This window comes from Natrarchaeobius chitinivorans (genome assembly GCF_003841505.1).
Taxonomy (GTDB): Archaea; Halobacteriota; Halobacteria; order Halobacteriales; family Natrialbaceae; genus Natrarchaeobius; species Natrarchaeobius chitinivorans.
Map to the genome: position 1 here is coordinate 67,078 of NZ_REGA01000011.1, position 24,456 is coordinate 91,533.

The 24,456-nt window shown below is 64.6% G+C and carries 24 protein-coding genes; 11 read left to right on the forward strand and 13 right to left on the reverse strand.

All coding sequences use genetic code 11. The annotated features are described in order from the left end of the window. The first annotated feature begins 78 nt into the window (after nucleotides 1-78). A complete protein-coding gene (locus EA473_RS12960) occupies nucleotides 79-702 on the forward strand; it encodes an NUDIX hydrolase (RefSeq protein WP_124196083.1) in 624 nt (207 codons plus the stop codon). 283 nt (nucleotides 703-985) lie between these two features. Further along, entirely contained in the window at nucleotides 986-3,727 is a 2,742-nt protein-coding gene (locus EA473_RS12965; protein WP_124196161.1) for a heavy metal translocating P-type ATPase, read from the forward strand. A gap of 148 nt (nucleotides 3,728-3,875) precedes the next feature. Here EA473_RS12965 and EA473_RS12970 read toward each other — a convergent pair whose 3' ends face one another. Further along, nucleotides 3,876-4,109, reverse strand: coding sequence for a preprotein translocase subunit TatA (locus tag EA473_RS12970; RefSeq protein ID WP_124196084.1), 234 nt, complete (start codon nucleotides 4,107-4,109; stop codon nucleotides 3,876-3,878). Between the two features lie 39 nt (nucleotides 4,110-4,148). Continuing rightward, nucleotides 4,149-4,904, reverse strand: coding sequence for an MBL fold metallo-hydrolase (locus EA473_RS12975; protein WP_124196085.1), 756 nt, complete (start codon nucleotides 4,902-4,904; stop codon nucleotides 4,149-4,151). Between the two features lie 135 nt (nucleotides 4,905-5,039). Between EA473_RS12975 and hisG the strand changes: the two genes are divergently transcribed. Then, nucleotides 5,040-5,891, forward strand: a complete 852-nt coding sequence (gene hisG / locus EA473_RS12980; protein ID WP_124196086.1) for an ATP phosphoribosyltransferase — start codon at nucleotides 5,040-5,042, stop codon at nucleotides 5,889-5,891. 103 nt (nucleotides 5,892-5,994) lie between these two features. On the opposite strand, the gene EA473_RS12985 is transcribed toward hisG, so the two are convergent. Continuing rightward, entirely contained in the window at nucleotides 5,995-7,011 is a 1,017-nt protein-coding gene (locus EA473_RS12985) for an ion channel (RefSeq protein WP_124196087.1), read from the reverse strand. Nucleotides 7,012-7,277: 266 nt separating this feature from the next. Then, the gene (locus EA473_RS12990; RefSeq protein WP_006671604.1) at nucleotides 7,278-7,838 is read right to left on the reverse strand and encodes a TATA-box-binding protein; all 561 of its coding nucleotides are present in this window, start codon (nucleotides 7,836-7,838) and stop codon (nucleotides 7,278-7,280) included. A gap of 258 nt (nucleotides 7,839-8,096) precedes the next feature. On the opposite strand from EA473_RS12990, the gene EA473_RS12995 reads away from it, so the two are divergent. Then, on the forward strand, nucleotides 8,097-9,158 hold the full coding sequence (locus EA473_RS12995) for a methyltransferase domain-containing protein (protein WP_124196162.1): 1,062 nt from the start codon (nucleotides 8,097-8,099) through the stop codon (nucleotides 9,156-9,158). A gap of 117 nt (nucleotides 9,159-9,275) precedes the next feature. Here EA473_RS12995 and EA473_RS13000 read toward each other — a convergent pair whose 3' ends face one another. The 3 genes from EA473_RS13000 to EA473_RS13010 all read right to left on the reverse strand — a co-directional run bounded on the left by EA473_RS13000 (nucleotide 9,276) and on the right by EA473_RS13010 (nucleotide 10,623). After that, nucleotides 9,276-9,713 (reverse strand): acyl-CoA thioesterase, encoded by a 438-nt coding sequence (locus EA473_RS13000; RefSeq protein ID WP_124196163.1) that lies wholly within the window; start codon nucleotides 9,711-9,713, stop codon nucleotides 9,276-9,278. Nucleotides 9,714-9,841: 128 nt separating this feature from the next. Continuing rightward, the gene (locus tag EA473_RS13005) at nucleotides 9,842-10,330 is read right to left on the reverse strand and encodes a hypothetical protein (protein WP_124196088.1); all 489 of its coding nucleotides are present in this window, start codon (nucleotides 10,328-10,330) and stop codon (nucleotides 9,842-9,844) included. After that, complete coding sequence (locus EA473_RS13010) at nucleotides 10,330-10,623, reverse strand: UPF0175 family protein (RefSeq protein WP_124196089.1); 294 nt, start codon at nucleotides 10,621-10,623, stop codon at nucleotides 10,330-10,332. Before EA473_RS13010 ends, EA473_RS13005 begins: the two co-directional genes overlap by 1 nt. A gap of 513 nt (nucleotides 10,624-11,136) precedes the next feature. Here EA473_RS13010 and EA473_RS13015 point away from each other — a divergent pair. The 4 genes from EA473_RS13015 to EA473_RS13030 all read left to right on the forward strand — a co-directional run bounded on the left by EA473_RS13015 (nucleotide 11,137) and on the right by EA473_RS13030 (nucleotide 13,591). Continuing rightward, nucleotides 11,137-11,655, forward strand: coding sequence for a DUF7342 family protein (locus EA473_RS13015; RefSeq protein ID WP_124196090.1), 519 nt, complete (start codon nucleotides 11,137-11,139; stop codon nucleotides 11,653-11,655). A gap of 88 nt (nucleotides 11,656-11,743) precedes the next feature. After that, a complete protein-coding gene (locus EA473_RS13020) occupies nucleotides 11,744-12,088 on the forward strand; it encodes a hypothetical protein (RefSeq protein WP_207890181.1) in 345 nt (114 codons plus the stop codon). Between the two features lie 297 nt (nucleotides 12,089-12,385). Next, complete coding sequence (locus EA473_RS13025) at nucleotides 12,386-12,640, forward strand: GNAT family N-acetyltransferase (protein ID WP_279387664.1); 255 nt, start codon at nucleotides 12,386-12,388, stop codon at nucleotides 12,638-12,640. A gap of 123 nt (nucleotides 12,641-12,763) precedes the next feature. After that, nucleotides 12,764-13,591: a 23S rRNA (uridine(2552)-2'-O)-methyltransferase gene (locus tag EA473_RS13030; RefSeq protein WP_124196092.1), complete on the forward strand. Its 828-nt coding sequence runs from the start codon at nucleotides 12,764-12,766 to the stop codon at nucleotides 13,589-13,591. A gap of 115 nt (nucleotides 13,592-13,706) precedes the next feature. On the opposite strand, the gene EA473_RS13035 is transcribed toward EA473_RS13030, so the two are convergent. Both EA473_RS13035 and EA473_RS13040 read right to left on the reverse strand, forming a co-directional pair. Continuing rightward, the gene (locus EA473_RS13035) at nucleotides 13,707-13,883 is read right to left on the reverse strand and encodes a CopG family transcriptional regulator (RefSeq protein WP_124196093.1); all 177 of its coding nucleotides are present in this window, start codon (nucleotides 13,881-13,883) and stop codon (nucleotides 13,707-13,709) included. Between the two features lie 95 nt (nucleotides 13,884-13,978). Beyond that, a complete protein-coding gene (locus EA473_RS13040; protein WP_124196094.1) occupies nucleotides 13,979-16,312 on the reverse strand; it encodes a twin-arginine translocase subunit TatC in 2,334 nt (777 codons plus the stop codon). A gap of 151 nt (nucleotides 16,313-16,463) precedes the next feature. Between EA473_RS13040 and EA473_RS13045 the strand changes: the two genes are divergently transcribed. After that, complete coding sequence (locus tag EA473_RS13045) at nucleotides 16,464-17,612, forward strand: twin-arginine translocase subunit TatC (protein ID WP_243645255.1); 1,149 nt, start codon at nucleotides 16,464-16,466, stop codon at nucleotides 17,610-17,612. 146 nt (nucleotides 17,613-17,758) lie between these two features. Here the strand turns inward: EA473_RS13045 and EA473_RS13050 are convergent, their stop codons facing one another. The 3 genes from EA473_RS13050 to EA473_RS13060 form a co-directional block, all read right to left on the reverse strand. After that, nucleotides 17,759-18,889, reverse strand: coding sequence for an ORC1-type DNA replication protein (locus EA473_RS13050; protein WP_124196095.1), 1,131 nt, complete (start codon nucleotides 18,887-18,889; stop codon nucleotides 17,759-17,761). A 71-nt stretch (nucleotides 18,890-18,960) separates the two neighbouring features. Beyond that, the gene (locus EA473_RS13055) at nucleotides 18,961-19,128 is read right to left on the reverse strand and encodes a DUF1059 domain-containing protein (protein ID WP_124196096.1); all 168 of its coding nucleotides are present in this window, start codon (nucleotides 19,126-19,128) and stop codon (nucleotides 18,961-18,963) included. Between the two features lie 66 nt (nucleotides 19,129-19,194). Next, nucleotides 19,195-21,357 carry a MutS-related protein gene (locus tag EA473_RS13060; protein WP_124196097.1) on the reverse strand — a complete coding sequence of 721 codons (2,163 nt, stop codon included), beginning with the start codon at nucleotides 21,355-21,357 and terminating at the stop codon, nucleotides 19,195-19,197. Nucleotides 21,358-21,438: 81 nt separating this feature from the next. Here EA473_RS13060 and EA473_RS13065 point away from each other — a divergent pair, with 81 nt between their 5' ends. Together EA473_RS13065 and EA473_RS13070 are read left to right on the forward strand one after the other, a co-directional pair. After that, nucleotides 21,439-23,145 carry a SagB/ThcOx family dehydrogenase gene (locus tag EA473_RS13065; protein ID WP_243645256.1) on the forward strand — a complete coding sequence of 569 codons (1,707 nt, stop codon included), beginning with the start codon at nucleotides 21,439-21,441 and terminating at the stop codon, nucleotides 23,143-23,145. Nucleotides 23,146-23,291: 146 nt separating this feature from the next. Next, a complete protein-coding gene (locus EA473_RS13070; protein ID WP_124196098.1) occupies nucleotides 23,292-23,516 on the forward strand; it encodes a hypothetical protein in 225 nt (74 codons plus the stop codon). A gap of 139 nt (nucleotides 23,517-23,655) precedes the next feature. Here the strand turns inward: EA473_RS13070 and EA473_RS13075 are convergent, their stop codons facing one another. Then, complete coding sequence (locus EA473_RS13075; protein ID WP_124196099.1) at nucleotides 23,656-24,435, reverse strand: MOSC domain-containing protein; 780 nt, start codon at nucleotides 24,433-24,435, stop codon at nucleotides 23,656-23,658. Nucleotides 24,436-24,456: the final 21 nt, after the last annotated feature.

Here is a 24,456-nt window from a genome sequence, read left to right on the forward strand (position 1 = left end):
CGCCGCCGTTCCGGTTCTCGAAGGTGCGGTTGACTCGAAACCAGCACTCCTTATCCACTCGAGCGCCAGCGTTCGCGTATGACCGACGCAGACGAGTGGACCCTCCTCGAGGAGGTCACCGAGTACGAGACGGGCTGGTACGACGGCGGATACGACCTGCTCGAGCAACCCGATGGAACCGAGAAGCGCTACTACTGGGCGGAGTTACCCTCCGCAGTCGTCGTGGTCGCCCGCGTCGACGGCGAACTCGTCGACACCCTCGAGAGCGGCGACGACTCCGGCGGCGGGAACGATACCAACGGTGCTGCCGGCGGGAGGACCGAGGGAGACCACCTCCTTTTCGTCGAGCAGTACCGGCCGCCGATCCGCGAAACGCACCTCGAGTTGCCCGCCGGAATCGTCGAGGACGGCGAATCCTACACGGCTGCGGCCGCGCGCGAACTCGAGGAGGAGACCGGCTTCCGTCCCTCGAGTACGGCGCTCCTCCAGGAGTACGCCGTCGCGACCGGCGTGTTGCGCCACGACCGCGGCGTCGTCTACGCCGAGGGGCTCGAACTCGGTCGGCGGGAACTCGACTCGAACGAGTTCCTCGAGGTGACGACGGTCCCGATTTCGGAAGCGCTCGAGCGCGCCCGCGAAGGGCCGGCGAACGACTCGACGCTGTCGGCGCTGTTGCTCGCCACCGAGGACGGATTGTTGTAGGGTAGCCGGTCGGGGTCGCCGACCGTCGCCGCTCGTGTTGCCGATCGTCGCCGCTCGCGTCGACGCTCCCCGCCGCTCGCGTCGATACTCCCCGGAAACGATCGCGGACGGACGGCGTGCGAGCGCACTTTGGTTTCCACAGTTTGCACTTTTACCGACTTTCGATCCTTTCGCTACGCGTCGGAAAGACTGCGGTTCTCGTAAGGACAAACCGCTTGAAGGAGTAGTCCCATAGTAGTACACAGGTGACCACACTGTGAAATCTACCGTCTCTATCTCGGGGATGTCGTGTGCGACGTGTGCCGGAGCGGTCGAAACGGCCGTCTCCGACCTCGAGGGGGTCGAGACCGTCGACGTCAACGCCGCGACGGACGAGGCGACCCTCGAGTACGATCCCGCGACGGTGTCACTCGCCGAGATCTACGCGGCGATCGAGGGTGCCGGCTACGAACCCGATCGGCGGACGTCGACGATCGAAATCGCGGGCATGTCGTGTTCGACGTGTGCAGAGACGACGGCGGACGCGGTCGAGGACGTTCCGGGGGTGCTCTCGGCGTCGGTCAACTACGCGACCGAGGAGGGGACCGTCGAGTTCAATCCCAACGGGACGTCCTTGCCGGCGATCTACGACGCGATCGAGGACGCCGGCTTCGAACCCGACCGGCGCGTCGACGAGGGCGGAGATCTGACCGAGCAACGCGAAAGCGCCGTCGAACGCGAACTTCGGACGAAGCGAACGTGGGTGATCGTCGGTGGCCTTCTGGCGATCCCGTTCGCCCTGGTGATGGGACAGATGGTGACCGAGTGGCTCTACGACGCGGCCTTCCTGCCGGCCTGGTTCGACTGGGTGGAGTTCGTCTTCGCGACGGCACTGATGGCGACGCTCGGCCGGCACTTCCTCGAGGGAGCGTACACAGCGCTGGTGAACAACCGACAGGCGAATATGGACACCCTCGTCTCGGTCGGCACCAGTGCGGGTTACATCTACAGTACGGCCGTCCTGCTCGGCGTCGTCTCGGGGGGGCTCTACTTCGAGGCCGTCGCGTTCATCCTCTGGTTTATCTACCTCGGCGTCTGGCTCGAGGCCCGCTCGAAAGCCCGTGCCAGCGCGGCGCTCCGGGAACTGCTCGAGATGCAGGCCGAAGAGGCCACGCTGGTCGAGTGGGAGACCGCTGAGGACGGTCGGGCGGACGACGACGGACGCGCCGAAGAGGTCGTGGTCCCGCTCGAGGCGGTCGAACCGGGCGACGTGATGAAGGTTCGGCCGGGCGAACAGATCCCGACCGACGGTGTCGTCGTCGACGGCGAGAGCGCGGTCGACGAGTCGATGGTGACCGGCGAGTCGGTCCCGGTCGAAAAGCGTGAGGGCGACGAGGTCGTCGGGTCGACGATCAACGAGAACGGCGTGTTGCTCGTCGAGGCGACCAACGTCGGGGAGGAGACGGCGATCCAGCAGATCGTCGAGCGCGTCAAGGAGGCCCAGGCCCGCCAGCCGGACGTTCAGCGGCTGGTCGACAGGGTCAGTGCCTACTTCGTCCCCGCGGTGATCGTCAACGCCGTCGTCTGGTCGATCCTGTGGGCGGCGTTCCCGACCGAACTGTACGCCGTCTCCTCGACGCTCGGCTCGTGGATCCCGCTGCTCGAGCCCGTCGGCGGCGGTCCCGAGGTCGCCGTCCCCGTCGCCGACGCGGGCGTTCCGGTCCTCGAGTTCTCGATCGTCGTTCTCGCCTCGGCGATTCTGATCGCCTGTCCCTGCGCGCTGGGGCTTGCGACGCCGATGGCGACGATGGTCGGCTCGACGATCAGCGCGAAAAACGGCGTCCTCTACAAGGGCGCGGACATCCTCGAGAAGGCTCGGGGCATCGACGTGGTCGTCTTCGACAAGACCGGAACGCTGACCCACGGCGACATGCGGTTGACCGACGCCGTTCCCGTCGACGACGCAGTCGAGGAGGAACGCGGCGGGCCGGTCGCTGACGGCGGCTCGTCGACGTCGGTCACCGACGGCGGCGCACTCGAGCGCCCGGTCGACGAGGACGGCGACCTCGAGAGCGCGACGCGAAGACTACTCTCGGTTGCTGCGAGCGCTGAATCCGGCTCCGAACACCCGCTCGCGCGGGCGATCGTCGAGGGCGCAGAAGAACGCGGCCTCGATCTCGAGGAACCGACCGAGTTCGAGAACGTTCCGGGGCACGGCATCCGGGCGACGATCTCGGCGGGCGACGTCCTCGTCGGCAACCGGAAGCTCATGGCGGACAACGGAATCGATCCCTCCCCCGTCGAGGGAACGATGGAGCGACTCGAGCGCGAGGGCAAGACGGCGATGCTGGTCGCACTCGAGGGCGAGCTCCTGGGCGTCGTCGCCAACGCGGATACGGTCCGCGAGAGCGCGAAAGAGACGATCGACGAGTTACACGCTCGCGGGCTCGAGGTGATGATGCTCACGGGAGACAACGAGCGAACCGGCCGCGCGGTCGGCGAGCGACTCGGGATCGATCCCGACAACGTCCACGCGGAGGTTCTGCCCGAAGACAAGGCCGACGAGATCGAGTCGATCCAGTCGGCCGGTGAGCGATCCGACGGATCGCGATCCTCGTGGGGCCGACGGTCCCACGGCGGGAAACGGGCGATCATGGTCGGCGACGGCGTCAACGACGCGCCCGCGTTAACCTCGGCTCACGTCGGCGTCGCAATCGGCTCCGGCACCGACGTCGCCATCGAGAGCGCCGACGTCACGCTGATGCGCGACGATCCGGCCGACGTGCTGAAAGCGATGCGGGTCGCAGACGCCACGATTTCGAAGGTTCGACAGAACCTCTTCTGGGCGTTCGTCTACAACGCGACGTTGCTCCCGATCGCGTCGATCGGCCTTCTCAACCCCGCGCTGGCGGGGATCGCGATGGCCGCCTCGAGCGTCTCGGTCGTCTCGAACAGTCTCGCGTTCGTCGGGTGGGATCCCCACGACGACTACGTCTTCGCGCCGTTCCGGCCGTTCGTCTGGGTTCGCGACCGACTCGTCGGATAGGGGGGAATAACCGGTGAAACTACGACTCACCCGAAGTTTCACCGGTAAACCGGTACAGCAATCCGTCTCAGACGGTCTGCTATGAGTCTTTACCGGTCGATCGCAGAACGGTGGGCGATCGACCGGCAATCAGTCATAGCAAACCGTATCAGTCGTTTCCGCGCTCGACGTCGTTCGTCCGTTCCGATTCCTCTCGAGGTTCGGCGTCCGATTTCAGCTCCTCGACTTGCCGCTCGAGTTCTTCGATCCGCTGTTCGTCGCCGGTGTTCGATCCCCGCTGGAGGAGGTAGACGATACCGGCGATGATGGCCACGGGTATCAGGAAGATGAACAGGATGACGACGAGCTCCGGACCGCCCGGCACCTGTAACGGAGTCGTCATACAGCGAGTATCGTTACTCGGCCGTATAAAGGTGCGTCACTACCGTTCGTCGAGAACGACCGGGACGCCGCGGCTCGCGACGTCTCCCGCGAACGCTTTCGAGTCGGCCTCGAGATCGGGGAACGTGTTGTAGTGGATCGGGAGGACGAGGTCGGGCTCGAGGCGCTCGGCGAGGTCCGCGGCCCCGTGGCGATCCATCGTGAAGTTCGACGCGATCGAGGGCAGGAACAGCGACACCTCGAGGTCGGCGTGTTCCTCGAGGACGTCCGAGTCGCCGGTCCAGAAGCAGGGAACGCCGTCGACGGTCAGAACGAAGCCACAGCCGAACCCCTCCGGATGGATCGGTTCGCCGCCCGGTGCGTTCGGCCCGTCGGGGTGGTTGTAGGCGGGGACTGCGCTGACCGTCACGCCGTCGATCGTCATCTCGTCACCCTCTCCGATCCGCTGAACGTCGTACGGGAGCGACTCTGGTTCGACGACGTCCCTGCCGTTTGCCCCGATGCGATCGGCGGAGACGGCCTCGTAGACGACGACCGTCGCGTCCTCGCTGGCGACCCGCTCGATACCGTCGTCGTCGTAGTGGTGGTCGTGCGTGACGACCACGATGTCGCCATCCCGGGCCTCGTAGGCTTCGCCGCTCGGATGCGGTGCGTCGCCGTACTGTCGAGACCACGTCCCCTCGAGAGTGCCGTAGCGGCCCGGATCGGTGTAGACGACGGTGCCGTCCGGCGCTTGGATGCGCGTCGTCGCGTAGCCGAGCCAGGACACCTCGAGGCCCTCGTGTTCGATCGACATGCGCACTGAAACGGCGGCAAACGGTAAAAATACTCACAGTGCGAACTCGGTACGGAACGATCCGAGTCGCCGAGATGACGACTTGAGTGGCCGAGATGAAAAGACAGTTGCCCACCGACGCCGAACACCGGACAAATGCGAATCGCCGTTCCCAACAAGGGCCGCCTGCACGAGCCGACGATCGACCTTCTCGAGCGGGCGGGGCTCCACCTCGAGAACGGTGCCGACCGAAAACTGTACGCCGACACCGTCGACCCGGACGTCTCCGTATTGTTCGCGCGTGCGGCCGACATTCCGGAGTACGTCGCCGACGGCGCGGCAGACCTCGGAATTACGGGCTACGACCAGGTCCGCGAGGCGCGCGCTGACACCGTTTCCGAGCTACTGGACCTCGAGTTCGGCCGCTGTCGACTCGTCCTCGCCGCGCCGGAAGACGGCGACATCGAGACGGTCGACGACCTGGCGGGCGCGACCGTCGCGACCGAGTTCCCGAACATCACCCGCGACTTCTTCGCCGAGACGGGCGTCTCCCCCGACATCGTCGAGGTCTCGGGGGCGACGGAACTCACGCCACACGTCGAGATGGCCGACGCCATCGTCGACATCACGAGCACGGGGACGACGCTAAAGATGAACCGGCTGGCCGTCGTCGACGAGGTGCTCTCGAGTTCCGTCCGGCTGTTCGGCCGCGAGGACGTCCTCGAAGAGCCGAAAGTCAGGGAGGTCCGGACCGCGCTCTCCTCGGTCATACAGGCCGAGGGAAAACGATACCTGATGATGAACGTCCCGGAAGATCGGCTCGAGGCGGTCCGAGACGTCATCCCCGGCATGGGCGGGCCGACGGTGATGGACGTCGCCAACGGCGGCGGGAAAGTCGCCGTCCACGCCGTGGTCGACGAACGCGACGTCTTCGAGACGATCACCGAGGTCAAAAAGGCTGGCGCGAGCGACATTTTAGTGACGGAGATCGAGCGTCTGGTCGAGTGATTCAACGACGAGAGGTGACGAACAACCAGGCGACGAACGGTGACGAACAACCAGGCGACGGGAGTGGACGACCGCTTTTCGGGTAGGGACGATCAGACGGACGTTAGTTTTCCACTGGCGGCCAACTCCAGGCGTCAGCTCGGACGACCCCCAGCAGTCTTCGCCGTCGTTCCGATAGCTCCTCGAGTGCGGCTGTGAATTCCTCGTCGGAAACCGTGGGAACGCCGTCCTCGCGCAACCGATCGAGGTCGGGCTCGGGTGGGGTTTCGTCGGCGGGTTCGATGAACGCCGCATCGAGGGTGTCGAGGTAGCTTCCCACGCTCGAGCGGGTGTCCTCGATCAACACCGGGTCCGGCCCCTCGTCGTCCGGCACCCCGTGGCGATACACCGTCAGCGCCTCGTCCAGGATCGGAACGGCCATCGCTGAGGCGTCCGCGCCGTCCTCGCTGTGGTAGTAGTGCAGGATCGGATACGATCGGTGTTGCTCGGCGAGCAAGGAGAGCTGGGACGACAGCGACTCGAGGGGAAGCTCGAGGCCGCGAAACCCCTCGACTGCGTCGTCGCCGCGACCGGACCAGCCAGTGCCGACGAACGCCTCGCTGCGCTCGCCGAGTCCGGTCACGGTGCTCGCGAACGACCGCTTTTGCGAGACCGCGCTCAGGACGGACAGAACGTATGAGACGCCGAGGGTGACGAAGGCCATTCCGGTCGCGGTCGTGAACGAGCTGGCGATCTCCCAGCGACCGCTGGTCGGCGTGTAGTCGCCGTTTCCGTTCGTGAACATCGTGTAGGCGACGTAGTAGAAGCGGCCGGTCCAGTCCGCCTGGTCGCCGGTGTGAGTGCTGACGAGTGCCGGCGAACCGCCCGCGAACAACAGCGTCCAGCCGAGCCAGAGGAGCGCGATCCACATCGCGAGCGTGAGCGCGAGGATCGAGGGTCCCGCGAGGCTGAGCACCCGCGAATCGTCCCCGCTCGCGCGTCGAAGACCGCGCCAGACGCCCGTCGACAGCCGACCGGAAAGCGGCCCCGATCCGCCGTCGACCCACAGCGTCGTCCAGAGGATGTCCACGATGACGATTCCGAGCAGGACCGTTCCAGCGACGAGAAACAACGGCTCCATTTCCCACGACGTTCGGTCTCCAGCGCTGTCAACGGTTCCCCGGCGAATCGCAGCCCCTTCGAAGCACGCGACGGGAATCGGCGCGAGACGAGCGGGGTGGGCGGACGCAAAGCGCAGGCACTCGAGGGAAGTGTAGACGGGGAAACGGAGACGAGGGAAGTATAGGCGGGGAAACGGGGATGGGGGAAGCGCAGACGAGGGAAACGGAGACGAGGGAAGCGCAGGTGCTCGAGAGCTGTTGTGACTGAGCGGAGAGATCGGAAACCTTACTCGAGCAGACCGAGGTCCTCGAGTCGGGAGACGATCTTGTCGACGGCGTGTTCGGCGTCTTCGGGTTTCTTGCCGCCGGTGATAACGAGTTTACCCGAGCCGAAGAGCAAGGCGACGACTTCGGGTTCGTCGAGTCGGTAGACGAGGCCGGGGAACTGCTCGGGTTCGTACTCGATGTTCTCGAGTCCCAGCCCGATCGCGATCGCGTTCAGGTTGAGGTTGCGGCCGAGGTCGGCCGAGGTGACGATGTTCTGGACGACGATCTCGGGGTCCTCGTTGACCTGGATCTGGAGTTCGCGAAGCTTATCGAAGACGATGCGCAGACTCTCGTGGACGTCGTCGGTGCTCTTCGCGCCGGTGCAGACGATCTTCCCGGAGCGGAAGATGAGTGCAGCGGATTTGGGGTTCTGGGTACGGTACACGAGGCCGGGGAACTGCTCGGGGTCGTAGTCAGCCCCCTCCAGGTCCATCGCGACGCTCTGGAGGTCGAGTTCCTGGCCGATGCCGGTCGACGCCACCACGTTTTCGATGTTGATGGTGTCCTTCGGGTCCGTCATAAGTCGCTTAAAAAGACGTATTTAAGGTTTATAAAGGTTAGTACCGCCACCTGATATGTCCGGTATAATTCGGACAACGGGTTCTCCGGCGCTCTATCGACCGTTGGGGTCCGGGCCGATCGATACCGATACTCGGTTGCCGGTCAGGTTTCGTCCCCTCGGGAGACCGAATCGCTCGAGGATCGTCCCTCGAGTGACGCCGTCGATCGACGGGAGACAAGCGGTAGGCTCATGGCCGGTCCCGAACGACGGACGAACGTGTACCTCCTCGAGTTCGCCGGCGAGGACGACGCGTTCGCATCTCGCGAGGCGGAAAGCGCCGCGTCCGACGTGCGCGCGATCGCCCCTGGACTCGCCGTCGCACACGCAATCTCCACAGAGCGGGTTCGCGGACTGGCGTTCACCCGTCGCGCGAGCGACCTCGTGGGCCGAACCGACGCGGACGTCGAGAGCGCCCGCGCGCTGCTCGAGGCCGCACCGATCGACCGGGATCGAGACGGTACGGTTGCGGTCCGTGCGACGGACGTCCACGGATCGAGCGGCGTCGACACTGCCCGCGCCGAACGCCGCCTCGGTCAGGTGCTCGTCGATCGCGGCTTCTCGGTCGACCTCGAGGAACCGGATCACCTCCTGCGAGCGGTGTTTTCCGAAGGGGAGCCGGGCCAGACGAGCATCGAAGACGACGCGGACGAAACGGAGACGGTCTCCGTCTGTGCACTCGGCTGGCTCGAGGTCGAGAGCGTCCGCGATTTCGGCGACCGTGCGCCGACGGACAAGCCGTTCTTTCAGCCGGGGAGTATGGATCCACTGCTCGCACGCGCCGTCGCGAACGTGGCGGGCGCGCGACCAGGATCGACGATACTGGACCCGATGTGTGGCACCGGCGGCGTCCTCGTCGAGGCCGGCCTCGTCGGTGCGGACGTGATCGGCACCGACGCTCAGCGGAAGATGGTCGGTGGCGCGCGCGAGAATCTGGATCACTTCCTCGAGCCGCACGGACCATCTCCGGTGGGCACAGATCGCGGCACGTGGCACGTCGCGCGCGCCGACGCCACGCGGCTCCCGCTCGCAAACGGGGCGGTCGACGGCGTCGTCTTCGACGCACCCTACGGTCGCCAGTCGAAAATCGCGACGCACCGCCTCGAGGATCTCGTCTCGGGCGCGCTCGCGGAGGCCCGGCGGGTCGCCCCGCGTGCGGTCGTCGTCGCCGACCGATCGTGGGCAAGCGAAGCGCACGAGGCGGGCTGGACGCTCGAGAAAACCTTCCACCGGCAGGTTCATCGATCGCTGATCCGTTACGTGCACGTCCTGTCAGAATGAGCGGAGTCGGTCGCGGTCGCCGCATCTCGGTTCCATACGGATTGTTGTACCTGTGTACCAGAGACCGCGGGACTGCATCCGGTCGCTCCGCTAACGACGTACAGTAAACCGTCTCAGTTAGAATCCGTTCTCGAGCGCGCGCTCTCGGAGTCGCCGGCCCTCCTCGCTGTCGACTGCGAGGTCGGGAACAGAACGCGGTTTTCCGTCCTCGTCGATCGCAACGAAGGTGAACGAGGACTCGGTCGTCTTTTCGGTTTCGCCGGTTCGGGGTTCCTCGCGCCACGCCCGAAGCGCGACGTCGACGCTCGTTCGGCCCGCGTCGTAGACGTAGGCCTCGACGAGGGCCGTATCGCCGATTCCGATCGGACGTTCGAAATCGAGTTCGTTCACCCGGGCAGTCACACAGGTCTCACCCGCAAAACGCATCGCAGACATGGCGCTGACCTCGTCGAGCCACTTCATGAGGTTCCCGCCGTGAAGCGTATTGTTGTTGTTCGCGTGGTTCGGCTGGACGCGAAACCGGTTCCGGATGTGCGTCTCGAGGACGGTCGGCATACGAACGCGTTCGCTCGAGAGCATAAAGAAAACACCCGCTCGTTCCGGGACTCACCCGCTCGTTCCGGGAATTCGATTACCGGCTTTCCCGCGTCCGCCTCGAGGGCGAAAGCGACGCATTTTCACCATCACGTCCCCAGCTCTCGGAGTTTCTTCTGGACTCGCGCGTAGACCGTTGGGTGGAGGTTCATTCTTCCGTCCACGAGATCGTACAGGATATCAGTTGCTTCGTTCGCTGTCACGTCCTCGTCTTTCGTACACCGAAGTAACAGCGTCGTCACCCACCAGCATTCGACACCGTGACTTCGGGCGACCTCGATCAGTCCTTTGTCGTTAGCAACGAGTAATTCTTCGCCAGCCTCTGCCAGCAGAATTACCGACGCGTCGGCCACTGCGATTCCCTCCATCGACGCAACCTCGTCGGCTTCGGCTGGTGTTTCGTGAATCGCCACGTCCTCCAGAAACTCGTCGAGTACTGCAGTACCTCGTTTGCCCTCAGTGAGGACTTCCTCCCTGACCTCCACTGTTGTTCGGATGTCGTCGAATGCGGTCGTGAGGAGATCGAGCCGCCCGATCCACGCGAGCGGAATTAGCGCGGAGGAATCGACGACGACCATCAGATGCGTTCGAGGTCGCGTTCGAGGTCGTCAGTCGTGTACCCTACGTCGATCCCTTCTTCCGAGGCGAGAGTTAACATCTCGACGTACGAGACGTCCGCAAGCTCCGCCGCTTTTCGCAGCGTAACGCTGTGGTCCCGAAGCTGCTCGAGTGCTCGTTCCGTGCGCCAGTCGTCGAGTCCCTGGCGGATGAGACGACGAAGTACCTCCGACCGGTCGGCACTCATTTCCTCCTCTATCTCGGCGAGTGCCGCTTCATCGTCCTCCGGGAGGCGCGTAGTGACCGTCTTCATCGTTACGATAGACTACGTTACGATACGCTATAGATGTAACGGGTGACTGTACTCGACACTGGTGGCGCGTCGCCGTTTGCTTTTGCAAGACTGCTGGCGACCGATCGAGACGATGGAGCAGACCGGACTCCCCTCGAGGGCGCTTCCCAGAGTGGCTTTCCAGACGGCACCTATCCGACGGGCCTTTCTGAGTCGACCGTCTCACGGACACTATGAACACGAATTCGTCGGTGACGTCTGGCCGACCTATCTCAGTAACCTCGGTGAGGGACACGTGACACGAAAAGACCACTACTACAACTACTCCTCCCGGCCTGTTTGACCTACTAATTCGTAGCCGTCCGCTCCCACTCGTCGAACGCGTTCGTTCAGTCGTTAATAGCGGCTGAGGCTCGATGGCGGAGGTAAAACGGAATCGGAACGTGATGGCGTAGATGAGGGCAAACGATCGGAATCGGACAATATATTTTGGCCAAAAAAAGAAATATGTGTGTTAGGCCCGTTGCAACGAGTATGACGGACGATGACCGACGCGACGGCCCGCCCCCATTCGATAGACCGTTCGAAGACGAAGACACGAAGCAGCGCGTGTACGGCGCAGTGCTGCACACCCGAGAGCCAATGACGGCTGCCGAGATCGCCGACCGGGCGGACTGTTCGGAGGAGTCGTCGCGGACACACCTGTCCTTCTACGCCGACCTCGGCATCGTCATTCGGCACGAGGGCCGGCCAGTCAGGTACGAGCGCAACGACGACTACTTCGAGTGGCGGCGGGTGAACGAACTGGCGCGGGAGCACACCGTCGACGAGTTACAGACCCGCGTATCGGAGCTGACCGACCGGATCGAGGAGTATCGCGACGAGTATGACGCCGATTCGCCCGCCAAAGTCGATGTCCTCGAGTTCGACGCGGAGCGCGTCGACGACGTGTACGTGGAACTCGGTGATTGGGCCACCGTTATCGAAGAGCGTCGGCTTCACGAACGCGCTCGGAGGAAAGCCGCTGGCTCGACGGCTCCGTCGCACAGTTGACATGGTGCCGGCAAACGACGGTGCGAGCCCTGCGCCGATAGACCGGTCAGTGTTGGAGCGCATGCAGTCACGATTCGTCGGGCGCCGCATGTTCGAGTCGGCGGAGATCGTCACGGAGGGGAACCTGCACCTCCGTGTCGAAGTGTCCGGGGACTACTACCCCAGTGAGGTGTCCGTTCGCTTCGAGATTCGCTGGTATCGAAACGACGACTTCAACGCCCACTATCAAGAGGAACGGCGGGACGGTGCGTGGAAGTGTCGATGGGATCGGCATCCGAACGCGCACAACTCGCGGGATCACTTCCATCCGCCGCCGGCCGCTGGTCGCACCGACGCGGAGGACGCCCAGTGGCCGAACGATCACCGCGACGTGACCCGTCTCATCCTCGATCGCATCGAGGAGCGCATCGAGACGCTGTGGGAACGACAGTAGGCGAAGGCGTCACCGGCGACGATCAGAGCGGTGGTGGGCAGTTCCGATTCTTCGTCAGTCGTAGCGTGCACTACTCCGGATGACACGTAGCCAGCGGAAACCCACCTCTCAGGGGAGGGTGCAAGCGACAACACGGCTCACGACTGGAGCACTCACAGTCGCGGTAGCCACACGAGAAGCGGACGAACCGGACTTCCTGAGTTTGTTGCATAAAGCGCATCGAAGCGGCCGGTCGGACCGACGTTCAAGCGTCTCGAACGGCGCGGGCTGGTCGCACACCGCGGACGCTACTGGGAGATCGCCGACGCCGAACACGCGACCACCTCTGCCGGATTACTCGGCACTGCGACGGCCGACGAAATCGTCGTAGACGACTCTCACAGGAAAGAAGGGTACGGTACGAGACTTGTCAAGTTCGTCGAGGAGTGGGCGAAAGAGAACGATTGCGAGTACGTTGCGCTCGCGTCACCGCTGGCGAAAGACGATGTCCATCAATTCTACGAGGACAGCGACTACGAAAAGTGGGGGTACGTTATCGAGAAACAGCTTTGATCTCCGAACAGTCAACGTTGTATCCGACGTGCCTTTCCGCTTCGACCGTGTCACAGTAAATATGAACGCGATTTCGTCGGCAACACGCAATCGAAACGTATCATCAAATTTGGAGAGGTATCCATGACACGAAAAGACCACTACTACAACAAGGCAAAACAGGAGGACTATCGCTCCCGATCGGCCTACAAGCTCAAACAGCTCGACGACCTCGAGAACGTCATCTCTGGCGGCGACACGGTCGTCGACCTCGGAGCCGCGCCCGGTGGCTGGCTGCAGGTCGCGGCCGAGAAAGTCGGTCCGGAGGGCAACGTCATCGGCGTCGACCTCCAGCGGATCAAAGACCTCGAGGATCCCGACCTGGCCGAACGCGTGGAGACGATCCGCGGCGACATGACCGAAGATCGGACCCGCGAACGGGTCCTCGAGGCCGCGGGCGGTGACGTCGACGGGGACACCACTGGCCCGGACGCCTCCGGCGGTCCCGTCGACGCCGTCGTCTCCGACATGGCCCCCAACATGTCCGGCGAGTACTCGCTCGATCAGGCTCGGTCGCTCCACCTCGCTCGACAGGCGTTCGAAACGGCTCTCGAGCTACTCGACACCGGCGGCGACTTCGTGGTGAAGGTCTTCGAGGGGCCCGACGTGGACGAGTTCCGGGCCGACGTCGGCGACGCGTTTCAGTACGTCCGCGCGACGACGCCCAAGGCCACCCGCGACGAATCCTCCGAGATCTACCTGATCGGCAAAGGGCGAATCACGGCCCCGATCGACGCGGGCGACGAACTCGAGGTCGAGATCGTCGACGTCGGCGGCGAGGGCGACGGCATCGCCTCCATCGACGGCTATCGGCTGTTCGTCCCGGGAGCTGAGCAGGGAGAAACCGTCACCGTCCGCGTCGAGGACGTCAAACCGAACTTCGGCTTCGCCCAGCGGATCGACCGGGACTGATACGGACTCGCCCTGCTCTCGAGCGCTCGGGCTCATACGGATTACTGTAACTGTTTACCGGTGCACCCGCCGCCCGGGTCGCGGGTGCGCCGGCAATGACTTACAGTAAACCGTATCACTCCTCGGTCTCGAGGCGGTCGTGGCGCGCGTCGATCTCGTCTAAGATGTCGAGATTCTTGCGGATCGACGAGCGGATCGCGTCGCTTCTGTTGACGAACTTGCCGTCGTCGCCGACGTGATCGTCGAGGTCGTCGAGCAGTTCCTGGGGAATTTCGACGCTGATTTTGGGCATACGCAGGCGTTCGAACGCCGGATGCATAATTCGTCCCGTCTCCGATTGCTACCCGAATTACGTCTCTCAGTAGAGATGAATACGGTCGCCGCCGGTCACCGACCGAGGAGCCCGTCCTCGAGGTTGGGGCCGCCGCCGCTGCCGCCGAAGAGCCGCCCGCCGGCGGTGAGCACGTAGAGGACGGCGAGCCCGAGGACGTAGGTTAGCGCGATAGGGATCGCAAACAGGAGCATCGTCAGAATCCCCTTCGGACTCGCGACGGCCGCGACGACGAAGACGCCGACGACGACCGGCCGCCAGTGGGCGAGCATCGAGCGGTAGTTGACGATACCGCCGACGTGAAAGAGTGCCATCGTGACGATGATGTTAAACAGGAAGCCGATGCCGACGGTCGTGAAGATGACGAGCCAGAAGAAGCTACTGATCCGGTAGGAGACGACCATTCCGTTGGTGATCGCATCGGAGACGAGATACGAGATGACCGCCGGCGCGATCCAGAAGAATCCGAGGTACGTACCGAACGCGAACCCGCCGAGCAGCGACCCGCCCCAGACGATGAATATCCGACGGTCGCCGTAGACCAATCCGCGCTCTTTCATCGCCGGCCAGGCGTAGTACAACACGAGCGGGAGAACGGCGACGATCGCCGCGAGCACGCTCACCTTCACCTCGAAGATCAACACCTCGACCGGGTGGAGCGCGATGACGATGTCCATCTCCATGATGAGTTCACGAAACGTCAGCCCGACGGGGTCGACACCGTTGCGAAGCGCGACTTCCTCCAGAACGTACGGCGGGACCCGTGCGAGGAACGTCTCGAGCACCCGCCCGAGTCCGCCCATGTAGAGCCAGAAGAACGTCCCGCCCATGACGATCATGAACAACCCGACGAGGCGGAACATCTTCGAGGTGAGGCTGTTGAAGACGAAGGCGATATCGTAGGCGTAGCCGCCGATGTCGTCCTCGGTCGTCTCCTCTTCGGTGAACGGATCGAGCATGCCGGCTGCGGTGCTCGCAAAGACGCTATCGTCTTCGCCGTCGGCCTGCGGCCCTGCGCTCGAGGGGGCTCCATCGCCTCCCGAGGCGTCGTCACCCGGCGTCTCACCGTCGCTTGCAGCTTCCTCCTGGAGTGTATCGAACCGGTTCAGGATCGCCTGCGCCTTCGGCCGGTTGTCGTCGTACATCGCCTTCCGGGAGTACTCGAGGGCCTCCTCTTCTTCCATGGCGAGAAAGACCTGTGTCGGCACGTCCTCGATGTCGTCGGCCGCGAGCGTCTCGAAATCGACGTCGTCGGGATCGTCCGCGCGCCGGAGGTCGTCCTCGCGGGGGTAGACCGGGGCCTGCAACACCCGGGCGGTGTAGCCAAACAGGATGACGAGCCCGACGCCGGCGGCGATGGCCAGTCCGACCGCGACGTCGCCGAGGAGGCCGTACTCGATTGCGATCGCCTCGAGGGTTCCGCCGTCTTGTGGCCGGACGTACTCCGGGAACAGCGGGTAGATCGACTCCTCCATGTACTCGAATCCGCCCTGATTGACGAACGCGGCTGTCGCGGCGGTGACGACCGTCAGTGCGCCAACGAACCGGACGACGATCTGCTTGATGTGACCGGCACCCGTGCCGTCGCTTTCGGCGGCCCCGCGCCGGCGGACGTTCGTGACGACTTTCGCCAGCCCGAGGCTGAAGACGTAGAGGGCGACCATCGGCATCGCCCACATGACGAGCGTCAGCGGGTCCGGTGGCGAGAACAGCGCGCCGAAGACGGTGACGCCGACGATGGCGTGTCGCCACTTGTCCCGGAACGTCTCGTAGGGGACGATCTCGGTGTAGGCGAGTACGCCCATGAGCAGGGGCAACTGGGCGGCGAGCCCGAACGACAGCGTCAACAGCGCGATGAACTCGGTGAACTCGGTGATACCGAAGCTGGGTTTGACGCCCGCACTGACGGCGTTCGACGCCAGGAAATCGAAGGCGTACGGAAAGAAGATGGTGTAGGCGTAGACGACGCCGACACAGAACAGGACGAGCGAACTCGCAGCGAAGCTGGCGAGGTAGGCCTTGGAGATCGGGACGGCACTATCGTACCCTCGTCGTCGTAACGCGTTCCGTGAGAGGTACAACAGGGCGGGAATCGCCACCAGTATCCCTACGAAGATGCCGATCTTGGCCTGTAACAGGATGACTTCGAACGGAGTCCTCGTGATGAGATCGGTCGAATCGGCGACGTACGGTTCCATCTCGGCTTTCGCCGTCGCCTCGAGGAAGTCCCAGATCCAGATCCGCAGGGCGTAGAAGGTGCCGATGAATCCGATGACGAAGACGATAAACACCTTCTGGAGGTGGGTCTGCGCGCTCGAGAGTAGCGTGCCGAGGGTCTCCCGACCGCTCGCGACGGCCTGGATAGTATCCTCGCCGACGGCAGAACTCATTTTGCTGTCTCTGGTTAACTGACATCCGGTTATCAACCTTTCGAGTAGACGATGGCACCGCCGACGAGTCGACGTTCGCTCGCCTTGTCACTCTCCATCGGTGCTCGTAAGAAAAAGGCCTATAACTGGCGGCCTATCTATATCCCGATAGATGTCGGAGGAGCCGGCGGACGAGGGGAACCCCGAGGATCCCGAAGCGTCGCGTACGAGCCCCGACGAGAGCGAGGTATCGGACGAGCGCGGGCCATCGGACGGCCCTGAATCATCCGCCGGCCAGGAGTCGTCGGAAGCGGACCTGGAATCGTCGGAAGCGGACCTGGAATCGTCGGAAGCGGACCTGGAATCGTCGGAAGCGGACCTGGAATCGTCGGAAGCGGACCAGGAGCCGGCGGAGACAGACCAGGAGCCGGCGGAGACAGACCAGGAGCCGGCGGAGACAGACCAGGAATCGTCGGCCAGTGAGCCGCCGCTCGAGACCGACGGCGAGGGCGTCGTCGGAGGTGGTCACGAGCCCGACGCCGCCGAGCCGTCGTATCCCGATCCTGCCGACGACGACATCGGCGGGATCTCGACGCCGCCGGACGACGAGGAGATGCCGCTGGCGGATCACATCGAGGAGATGGTGTTGCGACTCGCCGTCGTCTTCCTCGTCGGCGCGGCCGGTACGGCGATCGGATTGCTGTGGGCATCACAGACGATCGAGCACGTCTGGCTCAACGTCTTTCCCTACGAGATCGAGCAGGTTCCGCCGCCACACGTCTACCATCCGCTCGAGCTGTGGCTGACCCGGATCAAACTGTCTGCGCTCCTGGGAATCATGCTCGCGCTTCCCATGCTCGTCTACCAGTGTTACCTGTTCATGCGTCCCGGGTTGTACCCGAACGAACGGAAGTACTACCTCGCGGCGGTGCCCACGAGCGTCATACTGGCGGGCGTCGGAATGCTGTTTTCGTACGTGCTCGTCCTGCCGATTCTCTTCCAGTACTTCACGTTCTACGCGGAGGGGAGTGCGGGTATCGCGTACGCGCTCGGCGAAACGTTCGACATGATCATCACGCTCACCGGTCTCCTCGCGGTCGTCTTCCAGATCCCGCTTTTTATCATGCTCGCGATCATGATGGGCGTCACGACGCGACGCTGGCTCGCCGACAAGCGACTGTACTTCTGGGCGGCCTTCGCGGGGCTGTCGTTCATGTTCGCGTTCGATCCGACCGGGATGGCACCGATCCTCGTCGCGATCACGATGATCTTCCTGTTCGAGGGGACGCTCCTGGTCCTGAAGTGGGTCGGCCGGGAGTGATACCGTCGGACAGCAACCCGTTAGACATCGGTTACGGATTCGCGGCCGTCTCCGATGTCGACGGCCACACGAGGGGACCGCTCTTCGAATACTCCGTATAAGAGACTGCCAGCCTGAACCGCTGTGACGGGCTGAACTGTGTTATCTCACTCGAGCCGATCCAGCACGGCGTCTTTCTCGTAGGACAGCGACAGCGAGCGCGAGCGGCCGCGGCCGTCGACTTCCGTGTACTCGGCGTCGATCAGCCCCAGTTGGTCGAGTTTGTTGACGATCTCGGAGTAGCGGGTGTAGCCGAGGTCGGTCTGCTCGTGGAACGTCTCGTAGACGTCGCCGGCCTGATCGCCGTCCTTGTGGGCGATCACCTCGAGCAGCGTCCGTTCGGTGTCGGCGAGCCCCGAGAGCGACCGCGAGAGGTTGATGTACTTCGATTTCTCGTAGGCCTCCTCGACGTCCTGTCGCTCGACGGTTCGGCTCGCCCGCATCTCGGCGTTGAGTCCGGCCCGCCGCAACAGGTCGATTCCGACTCGAAGATCGCCGCTGTCGGCGGTAAGTTCTGCGACGTACTCGAGGGTGTCCCGGGCGATGACGTCGTCGTGAAACCCACGCCGCACTCGTTCGTCGAGGATGTCGACGATTTCGGGCTCGTCGTAGACGGGGAAGTAGACGTCCTCGGGCCGGAAGACGCTCTGTACCCGCGAGTCGAGTTCGTCGATCACGTTCAGGGTGGGATCGGACGAAACGACGATGACGCCAATCTTCGCGCCCGGATGCTCCTCGTGAGCGCGCAACAGCGAGTAAAGCGTGTCTGAGGCCTCGTTTTCGTAGAAGAGGTAGTTGACGTCGTCGAGAGCGACGACCAGCACCCGATCCTCCTCGACGAGTTTCTCCGCGATCTGGCCGAACAATTTTTTAAACGAGATACCCGACGACGGGGGCTCGTAATCGAACGTTCCCTCGAACAGTCGCGAGAACACCGAGTATCGGGTCGCGTTCACCTGACAGTTGACCCGGATCGTCCGGATCTCGCTGGTCTGTGCGCCGACTTCGTCGAACAGCTTCTGGATGGACGTGGTCTTCCCGGTACCGGGGGGACCGCGAACCATCACGTTGAGCGGACGCGAGCCTCGAACCGCCGGACGAAGCGCGTACGTCAGGCTCTCAGTCTGGCTCTCGCGGTGTTTGAACGTCTCGGGAACGTAGTCGATTTCGAAGACGTGTTCGTTCCGGAACACGGACTCGTCCCACGACAACATCCCCCCGTCGGGGTCGTCTGCCATCACTTTCACCACGCTGTCGTAGCTACTTAGTTGTTCGCCGTGTCGGCCTCAGACGGGGTCGACCCGGTGGCTTACGCGGGTTCGACGCGATCGATGTTCCGTTCGAGGTCGACCGGCGCGATCCGTCCGCGGTGAGCCGTCCGGACGTGTGCCCGAACGAGTCGCTGTACCTCCTCGCTACTGCTCGAGCGGACGAGAAACTGACACCCTCCGTTCGAACACTCGAACTGGTAGGCCATACCGTACCGAACGGCGCGTCGCCGGGAAGTGGTTACACTTGCACACGGAGGTGTGCGGGTGGTGGCTCACTCGAATTTCTCGAGCAAGCGATCGTAGAATCCGGGAACGGACTCGCCTCGAACGTCGCCGCCGTTGGCCGCGATCGGCTCGTCGTCGGCCTCCTCCGCCAGCTTCTCGACGATCAACTCCGGCGTGGACCGGGCGAGGTGGTCTTTTACCGGCGAGCGGTTCACCTCGAGTTCGCCGTCGATCAGTCCGACGGCCTCGATGCCGTCGACGGTGACGTCGAAGCCAGCCATCTCCCGAATTTCGTCGGCGAGGTGGGAGACGAACACGGCCGTCGCCCCGTTTTCGGACAGCGCCTCGAGTATCCCGGCGATGATCTTCGCCGACGCGCCGGGTTCGGTGATGCTCTCGAGTTCGTCGACCAGGACGAGCGATCCCGCGCCGCGGTCGGCGAGCGTCGCGAACTCCCGGACGGTCGACTCGAACGCGCCCGCGTCGAGGGTCCCCTGGGTCTTGGCGTGGTAGTGAAGCGAATCGAACCGGCGCAGTCGAACCCGCTCCGCCGGAACCGGCAGCCCCATGTGCGCGAGGACGACGACGCTCGCGACCAGATCCAGCGTCGAGGTCTTCCCGCCGCTGTTGACTCCCGACAGCAGGGCGACGCCGCCGACCCCGTAGTCGACGGGATCGATTCGCTCGAGCGGTTCGTCCAGAAGCGGGGAGCGTCCCCCTTCGATCTCGAACCCGGTCTCGCGGGGCCCAGCGTCGGCGTCGATCCCGTCACCGTCAGGGGCATCCTCGCTCACCCCGTTGTCACCGCTCACCCCGTCGTCACCGCTCACTCCGTCGTCGTCACCGCTCACCCCGTTGCCACTTCTCATTTCGCCGTCCCAGACGAACTCCGGCATCGTACAGCCGAAGTCCGCGGCGAACCTCGCGATCGCGAGTTCGACGTCGAACTCGAGTGCGTCCTGGACGAGCTGGCGCGCGTGATCGCGCTGGTCGGCCAGATCGGCCGCGAGATCGCGCTTGAGCCGGTCGGCTCGACGCTCCCTCGCGCCGGTCAGTTCCTCCCGAAGCCGACCCAGCGGCTCCTCCTCTCGTTCGACCGGAAACGTCGGCTCGTCGGCGAAGATCCGGCGGGCGATCTCGGCTTCCCCGGACTCGAGGTCGAGCGACTCGATCAGGTGCTCGCGGGCGGCCGTGACGGCTGCCGCGTACTCGTCGGAGAGCTCCCGCGAGAGCAACGAATCGACGCCCGCCCCGCGTTCGACCAGCGAGAGCAGGTCGGCCCCTTCGATCGTGACGTCCTCCTCGCGAATCGCTTCCCTGAGGTGGTCGTTGGCGACGCTCTCGGCCGTTCCGACCGCGGCGTCGAGGTCGTCGACCGCTGTCGCGAGCCGATCGAGTTCGTCGTCGCCCGCGACCGTCCCGTCCGTCTCGAGGCGCGAAAGGGCGTCTTCGAGGCCCTCGAGATCGCAATCCGTCTCGAGGCCGGCGTGGCGGTGGACGTCGATCGCGGCCGTAATCGCGTCCCGGTTGCGCGCGAAGAAGGCCAGCGGTCGCTCCGGAACGGTTTCGGCGGGGGTTTCAAGCGCGTCGGGTTCGACCCGGACGTCGCCTTCGACGGTCACGCCGGCGAACGATTCGTCGATGGCGACCACCGTCGAGTACCCCCGGGCGAGTTCGGCCAGCCCCTGTGCGTCCTCGACGATCTCGACCGAAAGCTCCGGAATCGCCTCGCGAGCCTCGCTGTAGCGTTCGGCGTCGGTCGTCGCGAGACACCGCTCGCGAACGCGAACGTCGCGCGGACGATCGAGCGACGAGACGCCCTCGAGCGCGTCGAGGACGTCGGGGTTCGGCTCGCGCTCGAGGGCGTCTGCGGCGAACGCCCGAACGTCTTCGATGCGTGACTGTCGGGGACTCGGAAAGATCGTCTCGAGTCGCTGGGCCGCGTAGTCGGTGACCGTCCGATCGGCGAGCAACTCGAGGAGTTCGCGGTAGATCTCGCGGGCGCGATCGGTCGCGAGGAAGCCGCCGGGATCGTCGTGCTCGCGTCGAATCGCCGCGCGCGCGATCCGGGCGGCCCGCCCCCGACTGATCCCCGGTGCGTTCGCGATCGCCGCGACGTCCCCCGTTCGCAGCGCTCGCTCGGGATCGTCGAGTTCGGCCAGCGCACGGGCGGTCTTCTCGCCGACGCCCGGAATCGACTCGAGGTCCATTGCTTCTCGAGCGGCGTATCAAACCCCAGTGAGAAAAAGTTCCCGCCCGGCTTTTTCGCCTTCCGCGTGCTACCGTCGTGCATGCTCATCGGTGCGCTCGAGTACCACGACCGGACGAAGCACTCGCCCAGAAGCGTTCGAGAGGGAAGCAGTCGGCTGAACTTCGACAACAAACCGACGCCGTACAAGGAGTATCTCGATCTGCCGACGGTCGCGATGGCCGACCGCATTCGGCCGCCTCAACAGCCGGCGCTCTCGGCGATCGCGGAACCGACGCCGAACGGCGATCCGAGACGACCTCGAGACGTCGACCTCGAGACGCTCACGACCCTCTGTTACTACGCGGCGGGCATCACCAAGGAGATCGACCTCCGCGATCGATCGGTGCCGTTCAGGGCGGCGGCAACTACCGGCGCGCTCTACCACGTCGACCTCTATGCCGTCTGTACCGACCTCGACGGTCTCGAGGCCGGCGTCTATCACTTCGATCCGCGAACTCTCTCGCTGGACGTGCTCAGGACTGGCGACTACCGGTCCGTGCTCGCGGCGGCGACGAACCGCGAGGCCGTCGCGACCGCGGCGCTGTCGATCGTTACGACGTCGACCTGGTGGCGAAACGCCTGGAAGTACGCCGACCGGACGTTCCGACACGCCTTCTGGGACTCGGGCACGACGCTCGCGAACCTGCTCGCGACCGCCCACGCACTCGAGTATCGCGCGGAGATCGTCACTGGATTCGCGGACGACCCGGTCGTCGACCTGCTCGGCGTCGACCCGGAGCGCGAAGCGCCCCTCGAGGTCGTTCCGATCGGTACGAACCCCGGGCGAGCGGCCGAGTTCGACGCACCCGAGGTCGAACCGATCCATCCGGACACCGCGCCCCTCTCGCCGAACGAGAGGACGTTTCCGTTGATCCACGAGGCGTGGCGCGCCGGGATACTCGAGGACGGTGCCGCCGCCCAATCGTGGCGAACCGGCGCGTCGACGGCCGCCCCCACCGTCGGAACTCGAAACGGCGGCGACGGCGAACGAATTTCTCTCGAGCCGGTCGACGACGAGACGGCCTCGAGCCGCCCGCTCCATGAGACGATTCGCCGCCGGGGTTCCTGTCGCGAGTACGCCCGCGATCCGGTCAGCTTCCGCAAACTCTCGACCGTGCTCGACCGCGCGGTTTGTGGCGTTCCGATGGACGTGCGGTACGAGGATGAGCGAAGCGAATCCTCGAAAAAGCGAGCGGGAGGTACGGGAGTCGAACGAAGTGAGAGTCCCGATAACGCGAACGGTGAAACCGTGAGCGAGAGGCGACACGCGAGCCACGAGGATGAGCGAAGCGAATCCTCGGAAACGCGCCGCTCGAGCCGCGAGGACCACCCGCCGCTCTCGTTCGTCGACCCGTACCTGATCGTCAACGGCGTCGACGGGCTCGAGTCCGGAGCCTACCACTACCACCCCGGCGACGGCGAACTCGAGCGACTCCTGTCTGGCGAGTTTCGCGAGGAGGCGGCCCACCTCGCGCTGGATCAACGCCTGGGTGGCGACGCCGCGGCCTGTCTGTACTTCCTCTCGGATCTCGAGGAGGTCGTCGACGCCTACGGCGATCGCGGCTATCGGGTCGCACAGCTCGAGGCGGCCGTGACCGCGGGTAGGCTCTATCTCGGAACCTACGCCCACCGGACGCTCGGCGGGACCGGGTTGACGTTTTACGACGATCTCGTGACCGACTTCTTCGCGCCGCGAAGCGAGGGCCAGACGCCGATGTTTCTGTACACCATCGGACGGCCCGCCTGATCGGATCCCCACCCGGTGCTCGGTCGAATCTGACCTCGCTCCCTTGCAGCGCGCTCTCACCCCTCGAAGTTCGCGTCCTCGAAACCCACCGTTTTGCTTGCGCGATCCGGCGGTGGCGTTATCCCGTCGACTCTGCAAGAACAGGTATGGTACTCAAGAAACTACTCGGCTCGAGAGCGACTCGGTCACTGACCGTCTTCTCGGTGCTCGCGGAGGCCAAACGCGCGTTCGGTCGCGGTCGGCGCACGCGCGGACTCCTGTTGCTCGGCGTCGCCGCGCTCGCCTGGAAGTGGACGGTCATCGGCCTGGTCGCACAGGGAATCGTCGGCGTACTTCGTCGCGGCCGCTCCGGCGGCTCGAGTCCGTCGTAATCGCGTTCTGCTCGGAGACGTATCCTCGAGCCAACGGCCCGCACTCCCATACGGACCGGTATCTGACGGTCTGTCCTCCACTATTTCTCGGGACAGCGACTTCCCGGCAGTCCTACGGGACGCCGGTCCAGCAGTCCAATCAATCGTCGACGATCGTCACCGAATCGCCGACCGCAAGGGAGCGTTGACGATCGGATTCCGGCACTCGAGCGATCACCATGAGGGTGTAGTAGTGGTCGAAGGCAGCCTCGTCTGCCCACGCCGGAAACGTTTCCCGGCGTTTCTCGGCGAACCGTTCCCGGAAGTCGTCGATCCGCTCGCCCGTATCGGGATCTCGCTGGGGGACGACACACCGAGCACACGGCGTCACGCCCTCGAGGCGGACGCCGCTGGCGTCGAGTGTCGCCGCGTCCTGGCCGACGAGCCGGTCTTCCCAGAACGGCGGGACGCCGGCTATCTCGACGTTCGCCCGGAGCCGTCGCCGCGCACCGTCGACCGTCATCCCGTCGAACCACGACGCGACGGTCCGAAGCGAGGCGGTACTGACCACGGACGGGCCCATCTCCCGGCGGTCGACGAAGCCCAGCGAGCGGTCGCGCTCGAGGGTCACCGTTTCGTCGAAGTACTCGCCGAACCAGTGTTCGGCCCGTTCCCGCCCGTGTGCCGTCTCGAGGTCGAACCGTCGCGGCTCGTCGGCCGGCGATTCGACGACGAGTTCGCCGCTCGACGAATCGAAGTCGGTCGAGAGGTCGTGGATCCGCGCCGTCCGCTTGCCGTTGATCACGTCCCCCTCGTCGTCGAAGAGCGCGAACTCCCGATCCTTGGAGAGCGTTCCACCCTCGAGTACGGTCGCCTCCTCGAGGTCGATCCCGTCGAGGCCCTTGACGGGATAGACGGTGAGCCGTTCGATTCGTGCCATCGGCCGCGTCTTGGCCATCCG

What these genes read in the sequence shown, in the direction of transcription:
- hisG (WP_124196086.1), top strand. Translation starts at nt 5,040, where the DNA reads ATGCGAATCGCCGTTCCCAACAAGGGCCGCCTGCACGAGCCGACGATC.
- EA473_RS12960 (WP_124196083.1), top strand. Translation starts at nt 79, where the DNA reads ATGACCGACGCAGACGAGTGGACCCTCCTCGAGGAGGTCACCGAGTAC.
- EA473_RS13020 (WP_207890181.1), top strand. Translation starts at nt 11,744, where the DNA reads ATGTTCGAGTCGGCGGAGATCGTCACGGAGGGGAACCTGCACCTCCGT.
- EA473_RS13075 (WP_124196099.1), bottom strand. Translation starts at nt 24,435, where the DNA reads ATGGCACGAATCGAACGGCTCACCGTCTATCCCGTCAAGGGCCTCGAC.
- EA473_RS13015 (WP_124196090.1), top strand. Translation starts at nt 11,137, where the DNA reads ATGACGGACGATGACCGACGCGACGGCCCGCCCCCATTCGATAGACCG.
- EA473_RS12965 (WP_124196161.1), top strand. Translation starts at nt 986, where the DNA reads ATGTCGTGTGCGACGTGTGCCGGAGCGGTCGAAACGGCCGTCTCCGAC.
- EA473_RS13005 (WP_124196088.1), bottom strand. Translation starts at nt 10,330, where the DNA reads ATGGTCGTCGTCGATTCCTCCGCGCTAATTCCGCTCGCGTGGATCGGG.
- EA473_RS13045 (WP_243645255.1), top strand. Translation starts at nt 16,464, where the DNA reads ATGTCGGAGGAGCCGGCGGACGAGGGGAACCCCGAGGATCCCGAAGCG.
- EA473_RS13055 (WP_124196096.1), bottom strand. Translation starts at nt 19,128, where the DNA reads ATGGCCTACCAGTTCGAGTGTTCGAACGGAGGGTGTCAGTTTCTCGTC.
- EA473_RS13050 (WP_124196095.1), bottom strand. Translation starts at nt 18,889, where the DNA reads ATGGCAGACGACCCCGACGGGGGGATGTTGTCGTGGGACGAGTCCGTG.
- EA473_RS12975 (WP_124196085.1), bottom strand. Translation starts at nt 4,904, where the DNA reads ATGTCGATCGAACACGAGGGCCTCGAGGTGTCCTGGCTCGGCTACGCG.
- EA473_RS13000 (WP_124196163.1), bottom strand. Translation starts at nt 9,713, where the DNA reads ATGCCGACCGTCCTCGAGACGCACATCCGGAACCGGTTTCGCGTCCAG.
- EA473_RS12990 (WP_006671604.1), bottom strand. Translation starts at nt 7,838, where the DNA reads ATGACGGACCCGAAGGACACCATCAACATCGAAAACGTGGTGGCGTCG.
- EA473_RS12985 (WP_124196087.1), bottom strand. Translation starts at nt 7,011, where the DNA reads ATGGAGCCGTTGTTTCTCGTCGCTGGAACGGTCCTGCTCGGAATCGTC.
- EA473_RS13035 (WP_124196093.1), bottom strand. Translation starts at nt 13,883, where the DNA reads ATGCCCAAAATCAGCGTCGAAATTCCCCAGGAACTGCTCGACGACCTC.
- EA473_RS13060 (WP_124196097.1), bottom strand. Translation starts at nt 21,357, where the DNA reads ATGGACCTCGAGTCGATTCCGGGCGTCGGCGAGAAGACCGCCCGTGCG.
- EA473_RS13040 (WP_124196094.1), bottom strand. Translation starts at nt 16,312, where the DNA reads ATGAGTTCTGCCGTCGGCGAGGATACTATCCAGGCCGTCGCGAGCGGT.
- EA473_RS12970 (WP_124196084.1), bottom strand. Translation starts at nt 4,109, where the DNA reads ATGACGACTCCGTTACAGGTGCCGGGCGGTCCGGAGCTCGTCGTCATC.
- EA473_RS13065 (WP_243645256.1), top strand. Translation starts at nt 21,439, where the DNA reads ATGCTCATCGGTGCGCTCGAGTACCACGACCGGACGAAGCACTCGCCC.
- EA473_RS13070 (WP_124196098.1), top strand. Translation starts at nt 23,292, where the DNA reads ATGGTACTCAAGAAACTACTCGGCTCGAGAGCGACTCGGTCACTGACC.
- EA473_RS13030 (WP_124196092.1), top strand. Translation starts at nt 12,764, where the DNA reads ATGACACGAAAAGACCACTACTACAACAAGGCAAAACAGGAGGACTAT.
- EA473_RS13010 (WP_124196089.1), bottom strand. Translation starts at nt 10,623, where the DNA reads ATGAAGACGGTCACTACGCGCCTCCCGGAGGACGATGAAGCGGCACTC.